This is a genomic window from Streptomyces inhibens (genome assembly GCF_003389455.1).
GTDB lineage: Bacteria > Actinomycetota > Actinomycetes > Streptomycetales > Streptomycetaceae > Streptomyces > Streptomyces inhibens.
On sequence record NZ_QUAC01000481.1, the window covers coordinates 16,332 to 31,308 of the forward strand.

At 71.1% G+C, this 14,977-nt stretch carries 13 protein-coding genes; 10 read left to right on the plus strand and 3 right to left on the minus strand.

The genetic code is table 11. The features are described from left to right. The first annotated feature begins 455 nt into the window (after positions 1–455). The 5 genes from DY245_RS42395 to DY245_RS42415 all read left to right on the plus strand — a co-directional run bounded on the left by DY245_RS42395 (position 456) and on the right by DY245_RS42415 (position 6,511). Positions 456–1,676 carry a helix-turn-helix domain-containing protein gene (locus DY245_RS42395; protein ID WP_128512449.1) on the plus strand — a complete coding sequence of 407 codons (1,221 nt, stop codon included), beginning with the start codon at positions 456–458 and terminating at the stop codon, positions 1,674–1,676. Between the two features lie 402 nt (positions 1,677–2,078). Then, positions 2,079–3,071 carry a malate dehydrogenase gene (locus DY245_RS42400; protein ID WP_128512450.1) on the plus strand — a complete coding sequence of 331 codons (993 nt, stop codon included), beginning with the start codon at positions 2,079–2,081 and terminating at the stop codon, positions 3,069–3,071. A gap of 236 nt (positions 3,072–3,307) precedes the next feature. Beyond that, positions 3,308–5,149, plus strand: a complete 1,842-nt coding sequence (locus DY245_RS42405) for a hypothetical protein (RefSeq protein ID WP_425329524.1) — start codon at positions 3,308–3,310, stop codon at positions 5,147–5,149. Continuing rightward, positions 5,136–5,510 (plus strand): hypothetical protein, encoded by a 375-nt coding sequence (locus DY245_RS42410; protein WP_128512451.1) that lies wholly within the window; start codon positions 5,136–5,138, stop codon positions 5,508–5,510. The genes DY245_RS42405 and DY245_RS42410 overlap by 14 nt, the downstream gene beginning before the upstream one ends. 2 nt (positions 5,511–5,512) lie before the next feature. After that, positions 5,513–6,511, plus strand: a complete 999-nt coding sequence (locus DY245_RS42415) for a hypothetical protein (RefSeq protein ID WP_128512452.1) — start codon at positions 5,513–5,515, stop codon at positions 6,509–6,511. A gap of 31 nt (positions 6,512–6,542) precedes the next feature. Here DY245_RS42415 and DY245_RS42420 read toward each other — a convergent pair whose 3' ends face one another. The 3 genes from DY245_RS42420 to DY245_RS42430 form a co-directional block, all read right to left on the minus strand. Next, a complete protein-coding gene (locus tag DY245_RS42420) occupies positions 6,543–6,755 on the minus strand; it encodes a DUF5988 family protein (RefSeq protein ID WP_181924097.1) in 213 nt (70 codons plus the stop codon). A gap of 94 nt (positions 6,756–6,849) precedes the next feature. Then, complete coding sequence (locus DY245_RS42425) at positions 6,850–7,440, minus strand: Uma2 family endonuclease (RefSeq protein WP_128512453.1); 591 nt, start codon at positions 7,438–7,440, stop codon at positions 6,850–6,852. 91 nt (positions 7,441–7,531) lie between these two features. Then, positions 7,532–8,365 carry a hypothetical protein gene (locus tag DY245_RS42430; protein ID WP_128512454.1) on the minus strand — a complete coding sequence of 278 codons (834 nt, stop codon included), beginning with the start codon at positions 8,363–8,365 and terminating at the stop codon, positions 7,532–7,534. A gap of 213 nt (positions 8,366–8,578) precedes the next feature. Here DY245_RS42430 and DY245_RS42435 point away from each other — a divergent pair, with 213 nt between their 5' ends. From DY245_RS42435 to DY245_RS42450, 5 genes are read left to right on the plus strand one after another with little or no spacing between them, the layout of a single operon-like run. Next, complete coding sequence (locus DY245_RS42435; protein WP_128512455.1) at positions 8,579–10,087, plus strand: aldehyde dehydrogenase family protein; 1,509 nt, start codon at positions 8,579–8,581, stop codon at positions 10,085–10,087. A gap of 56 nt (positions 10,088–10,143) precedes the next feature. Further along, positions 10,144–11,694: a GMC family oxidoreductase gene (locus DY245_RS42440; protein WP_128512456.1), complete on the plus strand. Its 1,551-nt coding sequence runs from the start codon at positions 10,144–10,146 to the stop codon at positions 11,692–11,694. Continuing rightward, positions 11,694–12,815, plus strand: a complete 1,122-nt coding sequence (locus tag DY245_RS42445) for a quaternary amine ABC transporter ATP-binding protein (RefSeq protein ID WP_128512457.1) — start codon at positions 11,694–11,696, stop codon at positions 12,813–12,815. The genes DY245_RS42440 and DY245_RS42445 overlap by 1 nt, the downstream gene beginning before the upstream one ends. Continuing rightward, entirely contained in the window at positions 12,815–12,985 is a 171-nt protein-coding gene (locus DY245_RS45040; protein WP_181924098.1) for a hypothetical protein, read from the plus strand. The genes DY245_RS42445 and DY245_RS45040 overlap by 1 nt, the downstream gene beginning before the upstream one ends. Continuing rightward, complete coding sequence (locus DY245_RS42450; RefSeq protein WP_128512458.1) at positions 12,982–14,976, plus strand: ABC transporter permease; 1,995 nt, start codon at positions 12,982–12,984, stop codon at positions 14,974–14,976. Before DY245_RS45040 ends, DY245_RS42450 begins: the two co-directional genes overlap by 4 nt. Position 14,977 lies beyond the last annotated feature (1 nt).

The following is a 14,977-nucleotide window of genomic DNA, read 5'->3' on the forward strand; positions in this document are numbered from 1 at the left end:
GGCGGCACGGCAAAGACGGCGGCCCGTCCTCTCCCCCGGGGAGGACGGGCCGCCGCTGTGTGACCGAGCGCCCTACGACAGCGGGGAGTTGAAGGCGCCGCCGTAGTGCTTGAGGTCGCGGTTGTTCCGCGCGACCTTCTACGCGGGGGCGGCGGTCGCGACGGCCGGGGCCCGTGCCAGGCCTCCGAGCCGCCGGGGCGCGGGCCGTGTGCATACCCGTGCGCCATCCTGGCCAGTTCTTATCGGGATACATACGGAAGTCGTAGGAGCTCCGGCGGAAATGTCACACTGCTGGGTGCGCGGGGCGCGCGCGGATGTGCAACGCACGGCCGAGTGCTCCTGTGCACCCGTTGGAAGGGAACTGTCGTCCGGCCAGGGGCATCCCTGTGGGTAGCAAGTAGGGCGGGCCGGGGGGAGCCGCCGCTGTCGTGGGTGAGTGGGGATAGGGGGAGGCAATGCCTCGCTGGAAGGCGCTTCCGGAGGAACTGGATCCGCAGGTGCGGGAGTTCGCCGGCCAGCTGCGCAGGCTCGTGGACCGCAACGGACTGAGTGTCGCCACCGTCGCGGACCGTACGGGCTACAGCAAGACGTCGTGGGAGCGCTATTTCAACGGCCGGCTGCTGCCGCCCCAGCGCGCCGTGATCGCGCTCGCCGAGGCCACCGGGACGCACCCCGGCCATCTCACCACGCTGTGGGAGCTGGCCGAACGCGCCTGGAGCCGGTCGGAGATGCGGCACGACGTCACCATGGAGGCGATACGGGTGGCCCAGGCGCGGGCCGCTCTGGGGGAGTTCGACACGGAGCCGGCGGAGGCGCAGCCGTCCGCGAAGCCTGCGAAGGCCGCCAGGGCCGCGCGGTCCGCGGACTCCGCCAAGGACGCGCCGTCCACGCAGGCCGCCGGGGCCGCGCAGTCCGTACGGGTCGCGGAGCCGCAGCCGATTCCGCCGGTGCCGCACCAGAGGAGCGGGGAACTGCCGTCGCCGGCGGACTTTCCCGATTGGGCGCAGACCGCGGCACAGCCCCCGGCCACGGCTGTGGCTCCCTCCCCGGCGGCCGCGCCTGCCGCAGGTGACGAGGGCCGGCGCGCCCGCCGGAGCCGGGCGGTCATGCTCACCGTCGGCGCGGCCGGCGCGCTGCTGGTGGCCGTCGCCGCCGTACTGCTGCTGAATCCGGACACCGATGCCGGCAAGAAGACCGCCGCGCCCGCGCCGGCGGCCGCACCGAGCAAGCAGCCGGTGCTGCCCGCCGGGGTGCGCTGCGCCGGCGCCGGCTGTGTGGGGAAGGACCCGGAGGCGATGGGGTGCGGCGGGCCGCGCGCCGTCAGCCCGTCGCGCGGTCTGGCGGGCGGTGCGGTGATAGAGGTCCGCTACAGCTCCCTCTGCCATACGGCCTGGGCCCGGATCAGCGGCGCGGCGCCGGGCGACCAGGCCACCATCAGCGCGGGCGGGCACAGTGCCACGGCGCGGGTCGAGCGGAACGGCACCGCGTACACCGCGATGGTCGAGGTGGCGGGGGACCCTGCGAAGGTCGCGGCCTGCGGGACGACCATGGCGGGCGTGAAGGGCTGCGCCCGGCCGGTGCCGGCAACCGCTGCCGGTCCGGGCACGCCCACCGGCCCGGGCACGCCCACCGGCCCCGGTACGCCCACCGGTCCGGCCGCGGGGGCGGCCCGTTAGCGCACGGGCCGATGAGCCGGCGCCCGCCCGGCGCGCACCGCTGGCCGGGAATCGCCGTCCGGGGAAGTCGTCCGAAATACAGGGGGCATGCCCGCCGGGATCCCGGGCATGCGACCGATATCCCCCCACGGGTGTGGCACAACTCGGCGGCCGCCCGCGCTCCCCTTCCTTGAGCGGGCGGCCGCCGCACCCCGTACGGCGTGGAGACCGCCGTACGGACGCCCCGAAGCACCCGGTGAGGTGTTCCACACCGGCCCGTCGCTTGCTGTGGGCGGGGGTCCGATAGCCTGACGGCCGGGTCTCTCGATACCAAGAGACCTCGATAGCTGGGCAGGGACACCCACCGCCACCCATGGTGGTCCAGGGGCTTGCCCCCGGAAAAACACCGCGCAGGAGATCGCCATGACCCGCACTCCCGTCAATGTCACCGTCACCGGCGCAGCCGGCCAGATCGGTTACGCACTCCTCTTCCGCATCGCTTCCGGTCATCTGCTCGGCGCGGACGTGCCGGTCAAGCTGCGCCTCCTGGAGATCCCGCAGGGTCTGAAGGCCGCCGAGGGCACCGCCATGGAGCTCGACGACTGCGCCTTCCCGCTGCTCCAGGGCATCGACATCTCGGACGACCCGAACGTGGCCTTCGACGGCGCGAACGTCGCCCTGCTCGTCGGCGCCCGCCCCCGTACGAAGGGCATGGAGCGCGGCGACCTGCTGGAGGCCAACGGCGGCATCTTCAAGCCGCAGGGCAAGGCCATCAACGACCACGCCGCGGACGACATCAAGGTCCTGGTCGTCGGCAACCCCGCCAACACCAACGCGCTGATCGCCCAGGCCGCCGCGCCGGACGTACCCCGTGAGCGCTTCACCGCGATGACCCGTCTGGACCACAACCGCGCCATCTCGCAGCTCGCGCAGAAGACCGGCACCCCGGTCTCCGAGATCCGCAAGCTGACGATCTGGGGCAACCACTCCGCCACTCAGTACCCGGACATCTTCCACGCCGAGGTCGCCGGCAAGAACGCCGCCGAGGTCGTGGGCGACCAGAAGTGGCTGGCCGACACCTTCATCCCGACCGTCGCCAAGCGCGGTGCGGCGATCATCGAGGCCCGTGGCGCGTCCTCCGCCGCCTCGGCCGCCAACGCCGCCATCGACCACGTCCACACCTGGGTCAACGGCACCGCCGACGGCGACTGGACCTCGATGGGTATCCCCTCGGACGGCTCCTACGGCGTCCCGGAGGGCCTGATCTCCTCCTTCCCCGTCACCACCAAGGACGGCAAGTACGAGATCGTCCAGGGCCTGGAGATCAACGACTTCTCCCGCGAGCGCATCAACGCGTCCGTGAAGGAGCTGGAGGAGGAGCGCGAGGCCGTCCGCGGTCTCGGCCTCCTCGGCTGAGCCACCGCCGCGGCCGCCCACCACGGGCGGCACCGCAACCATCCCGAGCCCGCACGGTCCACAACGGCCGTGCGGGCTCGGCTGTTTCACCGCTTCGCCTGAATCCTGTGTAATCGCGCTGACACGGAGTGTCGTTCTCCCCTATGCTGCGGCTTCCGAGCAGCGGCCGTTTGCCGGCGCCTCGTGCCCGCGCAACCGGACCGCAGCGGTGGCTTGTTGTGTCTTGGGGGAGACCGGTGACGCAGACAAACGTGCCCGAGCAGCCCGGCGAACCCGACGAGCCTTCGGGGTTGGCGCCGGCCGGACCGGGCACCGCCCCGGCTCCGCCACCGTTCCCCGTGACTCCGCCGGGCGCCAGCGAGGCCACCCGGCTGCTGTGCGCCGGCACCTACATGGACGACGAGTTCCGTGACGCGGTCATCGACGAGCTGTACGTCCATGAAGAACGGTTCGCCGCGCCTTCCCTGGGCATCGACGCGGCCCGGGTCCTCGCCCACGCGCTGCGCGCCCGGCGTCTCCAACTGGCCTGGGCGGCGACGATCCTGCTGCTGTGGATCGTGGCCGTCCCGTTGTCCTCGGGCCTCGCGTTGTTCTACCTCTTCCCCGTCGTGCTGATGGCCCTCGCCCGAGCCATCCGCCGGGCGCCGATTCCCCGGTGGATCGCGCGGTTCCTCTCCTTCGTGCTGCGCTGGTACGGCCGGCTGACGCTGACCTTTTTCCTCCTGGTGCTGGTCATCAAGGTGGGCGGCGGCAATGGGCCGGCGAACGTATTCGTCTTCCCGACGGCGCTGCTGCGCTACGTGACAGGTGACGGACCGGACAACGGCTCCTTCGGCGACAGCGGGTGGCAGGGCGGCCCACAGATCGGCAGCCTGGACACCTCGTCCCTGGGCGGCAGCTACGAGACCTCCCTCCTCGTGCAGGCCTGGGTCACCCTCGTGCTGCCGCTGCTGGTGGCCGTGGTGGTCGCGCTGCAACGTGGGCAGTTCGCCAGGGTGCTCGCGAGTGAACTGTCCAAGGCGCGCTTCCCCGACGTCATGTCCGACCCCGCGGAGCGCGCCGAAGGCATCCGCTTCCACCGGCTGCGGGGCCGGGTACGCATCGAGCAGCACGGGCCGTTGGTGATGTACCGGGCCGCCGATCCGTTCTGCGGTGCCGGTAGCCCGTACAAGACCTGGTCGCTGTCCGTGGAGCTGCGGCCCCGCGCGGACCGCACGGCCGCGCCGCTGGACAACAGCGCCATCCTGCGACGCATCGTCCCGCTGGTGGCGGCGCTGCGGGTGCCGTCTCCGCACGGTTCACCGCAGTCGGCGGCCGCGGTGCGCGACCGGCTGCGCGGGCTGGAGATCGACGAATGTGTCTTCCTCCCGGCCGAGGGGCTGCGATCCCGCGAGGCGGCGCCGTATGCGCCGGACGCCTTCGAGGTGCACCGGGCCGGCGCGGTGGAGGAGGGCGGGGAGACCCGGCGGCACTTCCTGCGCATCCGGGTCGGCGGCTGGAGCGAGGGCATCGTGACCACGGTCTTCGTGCGGGTGCACACCCAGGGCGGGATGCTGATGCTGGAGGTCGCGCCGCATGTGCTGTGGCCGCTGCGGCAGGACTTCCAGGACGCCGACCGGCTCGCCCATCTGCACCGCTACCTCAACCCGTTCGGCAAGGCCGTGTGGGCGCTGAACCGCACACCGAGTTCCGCGGGACGCGCGGTGGTCACGCTGCTGCGCGGTCTGCTGCCGGTGTGGCACCTGGGCACCGGAGGGTACGGAGCGTCGCTGCCCGACGGCCCCGGAGCCTCCGTGCGCGAGCTCGGTTCGTCCGATGACGCATCCCTCTTCCAGGACATGGACGTCGCCCGCTATCTGACGACCATTCAGCAGCGGGTGGCGGCGGGCGTGACCACCGCACTGCGCGAAGCCGGCTACCAGACCGACGAGTTCGAGCAGCGGGTCATCCACGTCGCCAACGGCGGCGTCTACGTCGAGTCCGCTCAGGGGGCGGTCGGCATCGGCGACAACAACACCATCACCAACAACCAGGGCGGCACCGCGCCGGGCGAAGGGAACAATCGTGGCAACAGCTGACGAACGCGGCAGCGGCAACCACATCGGCAGTGTGCGGGGTGCGTTCGCCATCGGCAACAACAACACGGTGACGAACTACGAAGGCACCGGCACCCCCGCGGCGGACCCGGCGCAGGCGGAGCTGCTGCGTGCCGTCCGCGCACTGCGTGGCGAACTGGCCGTCGTGGTGGAGAACCCGCAGACCCTGGCGCTGCGCACCGAACTGGCCGACACCGAGACGGAGATCGCCGACACCGGGGCGGCCGGCCCCGGCCGGCTGGCCCGGCTGCGGGCCGCGCTGGCCGACGCCGGTGCCGTCGTGGGTCTGCTGGCATCCGGGGCGGCCGTCGGTGAGGCGGTCGCCGCGCTGGTGGGAGGGTGACGATGACGGGTGGTAGCAGTGGCCGCTGGAACGACGAGACCCAGAGCTGGGAGGACGGTACGCCGCCGCCCGCTCCCTATACGGGGCCGATGCCGCCCCGGCCGGCGTTCGCACCCGCCACGGGCGCACCCACGGGCACGGAACCGGGCACACCTACGGGCACACCTACGGGCATACCTACGGGCATACCTACGGGCGTGCCTCCGGGCACGGCCGGCCCCGGCCCGTACCCCGACCAGTACCCCGGCCCGCACCCCAGCCCGTACCCCGCACCGGATCCGCTCCTCACCCCGGCACCCGGGCCCGGGCCCGTACCCGGCACCCGTCGCCGTACCGCCCTCGTCGCCGGTGCGGCCGTGGCCGTGATCGCGGCGGCCTGTGGTGGCGGCTATCTGCTGTGGGGCCACCACGGCGATGCCTCGGCCGCCGCCCGCCCACCCTCCGGCACCCGGGCCTCCGCCGCGGCCACCACGGACGCCACCCCGCCCACCGGCGGAACCGGCGACTCCACCCACGCCACGGACGGCACCGCGACCGCCCCCTCCGCCACCGAACTCCCCGACGGCTATCGCCTCGTCCACGACGTCAAGGGCTTCACCATCGCCGTGCCGAGCGACTGGCAGCGCAGTGAGCGCGAGACCGGGGTGTTCTACACCGCGCCGGACGACCGCGGACTGGTGCAGATCTTCGAGATCAGCGAACCGGACACCACCCCGCGCCAGGCCCTGGAGAAGGCGTCACAGGGGCTGTCCGGCAACCCCGGATACCAGAAGATCAGCCTCGAACCGCTGTCCGGTCCGGCTCCCGGGAAGGACGCCACCCAGCTGGTCTACGCCTATGACAGTGACCGCGTCGGCGAACGCGTCAAGGTCGTCGACTGTGCCTTCACCGTCGACGACGGGCGCCAGTTCGCCGTACTCGTCCTGGGCACCGAGGCCGACTGGCCGAAGCAGGAACGGACCCAGCAGATCGCGCTGCGGGCCTTCGCCCCCACGGGCTGAGGCCCGCACGGGGCGGGCCGCGGCGCGGCCGCTACCCGGGCAGCTCCGTACGCTCCCACCACTCGTAGACGGGAAGCGGGCCCTCGGGGGTGTCCTCCTGCCGGTCGGTGGCCCGGAAGTGTTCATAGCCGGCGCGGAACGGGATCTTCAGCTCGGTCGTCCCGGGAGGATCGATCGGCACGATCCGCTCGGGGAACTCCTCGGGGCCACCCTCCAGCACTGCCTTCGCCGCTGTATCAGCCATGCCTGCATTGTCTTCCGGACCGCCGCCCACGGCTCCTCCTGTTCGGCAGTGCGGGTGACACCGCGAAGACCTGGGCCAAGGTCTGCTCCTGGGGTCAGTCCCGGGGGAAGTCGTCGGTGGAGATGGTGATGCCGACCACCGTGTCGGTGAGATCGATCGGCTGGCCGTACACGAGCGTGACGTCGTCCTTGTAGTTGCCGTCCTGCGGGCGTGTGAAGACGCGGCAACGGCCGATGTAGGGGTCGGCGATCACGTAGACCGGTACCTCGGCGGCGGCGTAGACAGCCTTCTTCGGGCCGTAGTCGTTGGCTGCGGTGCCTTCGGAGATGACTTCGGCGACGAAATCGATGTCCTGGTAGCGCCAGCGGCCCTTCTCGGTTTTGGCGTAATCCTCGGCCATGGCCACCACATCGGAGGCGAATCCGTTCAGACGGCCGGGAAAGTCGATGCGGACGTCGGACAACACGCGCTTCTTCGGATACCGCGTACGCAGATGTTCGACGATATCCAAGATCGTCTCCCAGTGCGTGGCTCGCTGCGGCGACATGTGGACGGCCCCCCCGACGATCTCGAACTTGTAGCCCTCGGGGACGGACTGCTCCAGCCGCTCGAACAATTCGTCCAAGGTCGGCTCATTGGGCTCGGCCATCTCAATCCTGTCGGTTCGCTCAAGGCTGATGGTCATCGTGCCGCTCCTCCCCGCCGCCTCGCGCCTGCGGGCAGCCGCACGGTTCAACGATACGAATGTACGAACGGTCACGCGTCGTATGTGTGGGTTACGCGTTCGGCTCTTCCTGCCCCTCCTGCAGCTCCTTCACCGATGAGATGTCGACCGTATCGCCGGGGGCGGGTGTCTTGGCGGAGACCGGGGTGTCGTAGTTGCTCAGGAGGATGGTGCCGGTCTCGTGGTCGACCTCGGCGGTGAGTTTGCGGGGGTAGTGCTTGCCGTTGATGGCCACGTAGACGGTCTGGACGGCGCCGTTGGCCTTCTTGACGACGGGGAGGACCGGGGTGCCTTCGAGGGTGGTGGGCCGGCCCTTGGTGAGGGTGGCGGTTGCGGTGGGTGACGGGGTGCGGGAGGGGGACGGGGTGGCGGAGGAGGACTTGCCGTGGCTCGTGGCCGACTTCTGGAAGGCCTTGAGGTCGCAGGCGTCGGCCAGGCTCTGGAGGATGGCGTCGCCCTTGGTGGTGCCGTGCAGGTAGGTGTCCTTGTATTTGTCGGCGGCCGTGGTGCCCTCACTGCCGGGCAGCTGGCTCTTCCAGAAGGTCGCGTCCGGCTTCAGCCAGACCTGGGTGCCGCGCTTGATGATCTCGATGCGGCCGAGCGGGCCCTTGCTGATGGTGCCGGCACAGTTGCCGGCCCGGTCGAGGGTGAGATCGAGCTGGGTGGGCTCCCCGGTGGTCCGGGTGCGCAGTCGCAGGGATTGCGCGGCGAGGAGTTCGTGGAGCGCGGTGTCGGCGATCTGCTGGGCCGATTTACCCGCGAGGTCGCCCTCGCCGTCGGGGTCGTCGGCCGCCGCCACGGCGCCCGTAGAGGCGGCCCCGGCAAGCAGGGCCGCGCCGCAGCTCAGGGCTACGGCGGCGGTGGCGGCACGGCGTCTGCTGGTCATCTCGGCACCTCCGGTGCGGAGGGGACGTACAGCGATGGACATACAGCTATTCAGGGTACGTACCGGGACATCCGGTCGCACATTGAGTGAGTCGGGTCACTTTCCATGAATGTTTGGGCATAGGTACGGCGCTTCCGGGGAGGGCTCCCTGTTGCTGGTGACGCCAGTGGTTGCACCAGTGGGAACAACTCGGTAACCGGAAGGCAGAACGACGTGTCGTCAATCGAGACCATTCACGTAGACGGGGTGTGGCTCCCCGCCGCATCCGGCGCCACGCGGGAGGTCCTCGACCCCGCCGACGCGACGACGCTCCAGGTGGTGTCCGAGGGCGGCACCGAGGACACCGACGCGGCCGTCGCCGCGGCCAAGCGGGCCTTCGACGGCGGCGCCGGCGCCTGGCCCCGTACGGCCGTCGCCGAGCGCTCCGCGCTGCTGCGCCGGGTCGCCGACCTGCTCCAGCGCGACCGCGAGGAGATCGCGCTCATCGAGAGCCGGGACACCGGCAAGACGCTGGAGGAGGGCCGGGTCGACGTCGACGACGTCACCAACGCCTTCCGGTACTTCGCCGATGTGGTGATGAACGAGAGCGGCGGCCGGGTCGTCGACGCCGGTTCGCCGGATGTGCACAGCGTGGTCGTGCATGAGCCGGTCGGTGTCTGTGCGCTCATCACGCCGTGGAACTACCCGTTGCTGCAAGCCAGTTGGAAGATCGCACCGGCCCTCGCGGCCGGCAACACTTTTGTGATCAAGCCCAGCGAGGTCACCCCACTGTCGACCGTGCACCTGATCAAGCTGCTGGTCGAGGCCGGGCTGCCGGCCGGTGTCGCCAACATCGTCACCGGCGCGGGCGTGCCGGTGGGCCAGCGGCTGGCCGAGCACCCGGATGTGGATCTGTTCTCCTTCACGGGCGGCCTCGTCAGCGGTACGAAGGCGGGCGCGGCGGCGGTCTCCGGCGCCAAGAAGATCGCGCTGGAGCTGGGCGGCAAGAACCCCAACGTCGTCTTCGCCGACGCCTGCGCCACCGAGGAAGGGTTCGACACCGCCGTCGACCAGGCCCTCAACGCCGCGTTCATCCACAGCGGGCAGGTCTGCTCGGCCGGCGCCCGGCTGATCATCGAGGAGTCGGTGCGCGACCGCTTCGTCTCCGAACTCGCCCGCCGCGCCGAGAAGATCAAGCTCGGCCGGGGCACCGAGGACGGCGTGGAGTGCGGTCCGCTGGTCTCGCAGCAGCAGCTCGACAAGGTCGAGGCGTATGTCGCCTCCGCGCTGGCCGAGGGTGCCCAGCTGCGGTGCGGCGGCGCCCGCCCCAAGCCCTCCGATGTGCGGCCGGCCACCGGTTACTTCTACCCGCCGACCGTGCTGGACGGCTGCCACCGCGAGATGAAGGTCGTCAGGGAAGAGACCTTCGGCCCGATTCTGACGGTGGAGACCTTCGCCACAGAGGACGAGGCCGTCGCGCTCGCCAACGACACCGAGTACGGCCTGGCCGGCGCCGTGTTCTCCGCCGACACCGCGCGCGCCCGCCGGGTCGCCGCCCGGCTGCGGCACGGCACGGTCTGGATCAACGACTACCACCCGTACCTCCCGCAGGCGGAGTGGGGCGGCTTCGGCAAATCCGGCATCGGACGTGAATTGGGTCCCACAGGTCTGGACGAATACCGCGAAAGCAAGCACATTTACGAAAACCTCCGGCCGGAGCCGGTGCGCTGGTTCGCGGGCTGACACCCGACCCCGCTTCACACCACCCGCACCACGCGCTTTGCAGTAAGGAGCACCCCATGCCTGTGTACGACTATGTCGTTGTCGGCGGCGGCACCGCCGGTTCCGTCATCGCCTCCCGTCTCACCGAGGACCCGGACGTCACCGTCGCCGTCATCGAGGGCGGCCCCTCCGACCTCGACCGTGACGAGGTACTGACGCTGCGCCGCTGGCTCGGCCTGCTCGGCGGCGAGCTGGACTACGAGTACACGACCACCGAGCAGCCGCGCGGCAACTCGCACATCCTGCACAGCCGCGCCAAGGTGCTCGGCGGCTGCTCCTCGCACAACACCCTGATCTCCTTCAAGCCGCTGCCGTCCGACTGGGACGAGTGGGAGGCGGCGGGCGCGGCCGGCTGGGGCGCCAAGGAGATGGACCCGTACTTCGGCAAGCTGCGCAACAACATCGTGCGGGTGGCCAAGAAGGACCAGAACCAGATCGCCACCGACTGGATCGAGGCCACCAAGACCGCCCTGGGGGTCCCCGAGGTCGTCGGCTTCAACGACCGGCCCTTCGAGGAGGGCGTCGGCTTCTTCGACCTCTCCTACCACCCGGAGAACAACAAGCGCTCCTCCGCCTCCGTCGCCTACCTCCACCCGCACATGGAGGCCGGCGACCGCCCGAACCTCACGCTGATGCTGGAGACCTGGGCGCACAAGCTGGAGCTGGACGGCACCCGGGCGACGGGCGTACACGTCCGTACGAAGGACGGCGAGGAGATCTACGTCGAGGCCGCCCGCGAGGTGCTGGTGTGCGCCGGCGCGGTGGACACCCCGCGGCTGCTGATGCACTCCGGCATCGGTCCGAAGAAGGACCTGGAGGCGCTGGGACTGCCCTGCGTGCTCGACCTGCCGGGCGTCGGCGAGAACCTGATCGACCACCCCGAGTCGGTGATCGTCTGGGAGACCGACGGTCCGATCCCGGACAACTCCGCGATGGACTCCGACGCGGGCCTGTTCGTCAAGCGGGACCCGGAGCACAAGGGCCCCGACCTGATGTTCCACTTCTACCAGATCCCGTTCACCGACAACCCCGAGCGGCTGGGCTACGAGCGCCCCGAACACGGTGTGTCGATGACCCCGAACATCCCCAAGTCCCGCTCCCGCGGCCGCCTTTACCTCACCTCCGCGGACCCCGAGGTCAAGCCCGCTCTCGACTTCCGGTACTTCGAGTGCGACGAGAACGGGGTCGACTACGACGGCGACACCCTCGTCGACGGCATCAAGCTGGCCCGCAAGGTCGCGCAGGCCGAGCCGTTCGCCAAGTGGCTCAAGCGGGAGGTCTTCCCCGGGCCCGAGGTCACCGACGACGCGGAGATCAGCGAGCTGGTACGCAAGGCCGCGCACACCGTCTACCACCCGGCCGGCACCTGCAAGATGGGTGCCGCCGATGACCAACTGGCCGTTGTCGACCCCGAGTTGAAGATCCGCGGCCTGTCCGGCATCCGTATCGCCGACGCCTCCGTCTTCCCGACGATGCCGGCCGTCAACCCGATGCTGGGCGTGCTCATGGTGGGGGAGAAGTGCGCCGAACTGCTCCGTGAAGTCCCGACCCAAGGAGGTGATGCGTGATGGCTACGACCGCCGCCGGCGCATCCGAGATACCCAACGCCCGCAAAGCCGTGGACACCGCGGAGGACAGCCGCGAGGTCGTCTTCTCCGTCCGCCACCTCTGGAAGGTCTTCGGCCCCAAGGCCGACAAGATCCCCGACGACTCCTCGGTCACCGAGCTCAGCGCCCAGGAACTGCGCGAGCAGACCGGCTGCACCGCCGCCGTCCGCGATGTCTCCTTCGACGTCCACAAGGGCGAGGTCTTCGTCGTCATGGGCCTGTCCGGCTCCGGCAAGTCCACCCTCGTACGGTGTCTGACCCGGCTGATCGAGCCGACCAGCGGCGATCTGGAGATGGACGGCGAGGATGTGCGCGCCATGGACCGCGGCGCGCTGCGCGATCTGCGCCGCCGCCGCGCCGCCATGGTCTTCCAGCACTTCGGCCTGCTGCCGCACCGCACCGTCGTCGACAATGTCGCCTACGGCCTGGAGATCCAGGGCGTCGGCAAGAGCGAGCGCCGCGAGAAGGCCACCGAGATGGTGGACAAGGTGGGCCTGGCCGGGCTGGAGAAGCGCCGCCCCGGGCAGCTCTCCGGCGGTCAGCAGCAGCGCGTCGGGCTGGCCCGTGCACTCGCCGTCGACCCCGAAGTCCTGCTCTTCGACGAGCCGTTCAGCGCGCTCGACCCGCTCATCCGGCGCGATATGCAGGAAGAGGTCGTCCGCCTGCACCGCGAGGAGGGGCGGACCATGGTCTTCATCACCCACGACCTCGCCGAGGCGCTGCGGGTCGGCGACCGGATCGCCCTGATGCGCGACGGCCAGATCGTCCAGCTCGGCACCCCCGAGGAGATCGTCGGCTCGCCGGCCGACGACTATGTCCGCGACTTCGTCCGCGACGTACCGCGCGAGCAGGTGCTGACCGTACGCCGCGCGATGCGCCCGGCCGAGGACGGCGAGGCCGAGCAGGGCCCCGCGCTGGGCCCCGACACCCTCATCTCCGACGCCATCGAGGCGGTCGCCCGCTCCGGCGGCGCGGCCCGCGTCGTCGACGACGGCCGCTGCCTGGGCATCGTCGACCACGCCTGTCTGCTCAAGGTGGTTGCCCGGATCGACCAGCCGCAGCACGGTGAGGTGGCTGCCTGATGTACGCCGCCACCACCCGAAGCGGCGCCGTACGCGCCGTCGGCGCCAGAGCGCCCGCGGCCACGCCGCGGGCCCGGCTGCGCGCCGCCTGGCTGCGCCACTGGCGCGAGGCCCAGCGCTGCGCCGCGATGAATGTGCCCACCGGCACCGTGAAGCGGGGGCGCGCATGAGTGTTTTCGGTACGCCCCCGATCTCCCAGAGGTACCTCGACACCGCCAAGCCCGCCCCGGTGCAACTGCTGCTGCACCGCCGCGGCCTGGCCAAGCTCCTGCTGCTCGCCGTCGCCGCGGCGGTCATCGTCCCGCTGCTGCAGGCCAAGTACGGCGCCGCCTGGCCGTCGTCGCTGACCGTCGATGTCTCCGGCCCGCTCGGCAGGACCAGCGACTGGATCATCGACAACCGCGACAGCCACCCGTTGTTCGTCTACTTCCTCGGTCACCTCAGCAACGCCGTGGTGATCTCCGTACGCGGCGTCTATCTGCTGCTGCTCGCGCTCGGCTGGACCGGCGTGACGGCCGGCGTCACGCTGATCGCCTGGCGCGTCGCCGGTGTCCGCATCGCCGCGACCGCACTGATCTCCTTCGTGGTCAGCGGTCTGCTGGGCATGTGGGTCCCGACCATGCAGACGCTCGCCCTGATGGTCGTGGCGGTGGCCGCCTCGGTCCTCGTCGGCGCCCTGCTCGGCCTGGCCGCCGGTCTCTCGGACCGGCTGTTCCGGCTGCTGCGCCCGGTCCTGGACACCATGCAGGTCCTGCCCGCCTTCGCCTATCTCCTGCCCGTCGTGCTGGTCTTCGGCATCGGCGTACCGGCCGCGCTGCTGGCCACCGTGATCTACGCGGCTCCGCCGATGGCGCGGCTGACCGCGCTCGGCCTGCGCGGCGCGGACCCCGGTGTGCTGGAAGCGGTCGCCTCGCTCGGCGCCACCGGCCGGCAGCGGCTGCTGACCGCCCGGCTCCCGCTGGCCCGCAAGGAGCTGCTGCTCGGCGTCAACCAGACGATCATGATGGCGCTGTCCATGGTCGTGATCGCCTCGATGATCGGCGCGGCCGGCCTCGGTGACCGCGTCTACCAGGCGCTCGCCTCGGTGGACGTCGGCGCCGCACTCGCCGCCGCCGTCCCGATCGTGCTGCTGGCCATCGTCATGGACCGCACCACCGCGGCGGCCGGCGAACGGCTCGGCGCCGACACCCCCGCCACCGGCCCGAAGTGGCAGCGCGGCTGGCCGGTCTGGGCCGGGGTGGCCGCCGTCACGGCCGTACTGGCCCTCGTCGGCCGCCTGTCGGGCTCCCTGGTCTGGCCGGGCGCCTGGTCCCTGGACATCGCCCGCCCCGTCAACGACTTCAAGGAGTGGATGGTCGACCACCTCTACTCCGGCGTCCCCGTCGTGGGCGGCACCGCCGACTGGGCCGCGCACTTCACCGACTGGGTGCTCAACCCGCTGCGCGACGGCCTGACCGCGCTGCCCTGGTACGGCACGCTGCTCATCGTCGCCGCGCTGGCCTGGCTCATCGGCACCTGGCGCACCGCCCTGACCGCCGTCCTCGCGATGGCCGCCATCGGTGTGCTGGGCGTCTGGAAGCCGTCCATGAACACCCTCTCCCAGGTCCTCGCCGCCCTCGCGGTGACCCTGGTGATCGGCTTCGGCGTCGGCATCCTCGCCGCCGGCAGCAAGCGCTTCGAAGCGATCCTGCGGCCGGTCCTGGACGTCATGCAGACCATGCCGCAGTTCGTCTACCTCATCCCGGTGGTCGCGCTGTTCGCCGTGGGCCGCGCCCCGGCCGCCGCCGCGGCGGTCGTCTACGCGCTGCCGGCCGTCATCCGCATCACCACCCAGGGCCTGCGCCAGGTGGAGCCCGCGGCCGTGGAATCGGCCCGCTCGCTGGGCGCCACCCGCTGGCAGATCCTGCGCCAGGTGCAGCTTCCGCTCGCCCGGCCCGCTCTGCTACTGGCCGTCAACCAGGGCGTGGTCCTCGTCCTCGCCGTCGTCATCATCGGCGGTCTGGTCGGCGGCGGTGCCCTCGGCTACGACGTCGTCACCGGCCTCGCCACCGGAGACCTGGCCCTCGGCCTGGTCGCGGGTGTGGCGATCGTGTGCCTGGGCCTGATGCTCGACCGGGTCACCCAGCCCACCGAACGCCGTACGACGGGGAAGGGAGCCTGAC

Excerpts from the sequence above, each read along its gene's own strand:
- DY245_RS42395 (WP_128512449.1), top strand. The coding sequence starts at position 456 with ATGCCTCGCTGGAAGGCGCTTCCGGAGGAACTGGATCCGCAGGTGCGG.
- DY245_RS42420 (WP_181924097.1), bottom strand. The coding sequence starts at position 6,755 with ATGGCTGATACAGCGGCGAAGGCAGTGCTGGAGGGTGGCCCCGAGGAG.
- DY245_RS42440 (WP_128512456.1), top strand. The coding sequence starts at position 10,144 with ATGCCTGTGTACGACTATGTCGTTGTCGGCGGCGGCACCGCCGGTTCC.
- DY245_RS42425 (WP_128512453.1), bottom strand. The coding sequence starts at position 7,440 with ATGACCATCAGCCTTGAGCGAACCGACAGGATTGAGATGGCCGAGCCC.
- DY245_RS42415 (WP_128512452.1), top strand. The coding sequence starts at position 5,513 with ATGACGGGTGGTAGCAGTGGCCGCTGGAACGACGAGACCCAGAGCTGG.
- DY245_RS42430 (WP_128512454.1), bottom strand. The coding sequence starts at position 8,365 with ATGACCAGCAGACGCCGTGCCGCCACCGCCGCCGTAGCCCTGAGCTGC.
- DY245_RS45040 (WP_181924098.1), top strand. The coding sequence starts at position 12,815 with ATGTACGCCGCCACCACCCGAAGCGGCGCCGTACGCGCCGTCGGCGCC.
- DY245_RS42445 (WP_128512457.1), top strand. The coding sequence starts at position 11,694 with ATGGCTACGACCGCCGCCGGCGCATCCGAGATACCCAACGCCCGCAAA.
- DY245_RS42450 (WP_128512458.1), top strand. The coding sequence starts at position 12,982 with ATGAGTGTTTTCGGTACGCCCCCGATCTCCCAGAGGTACCTCGACACC.
- DY245_RS42400 (WP_128512450.1), top strand. The coding sequence starts at position 2,079 with ATGACCCGCACTCCCGTCAATGTCACCGTCACCGGCGCAGCCGGCCAG.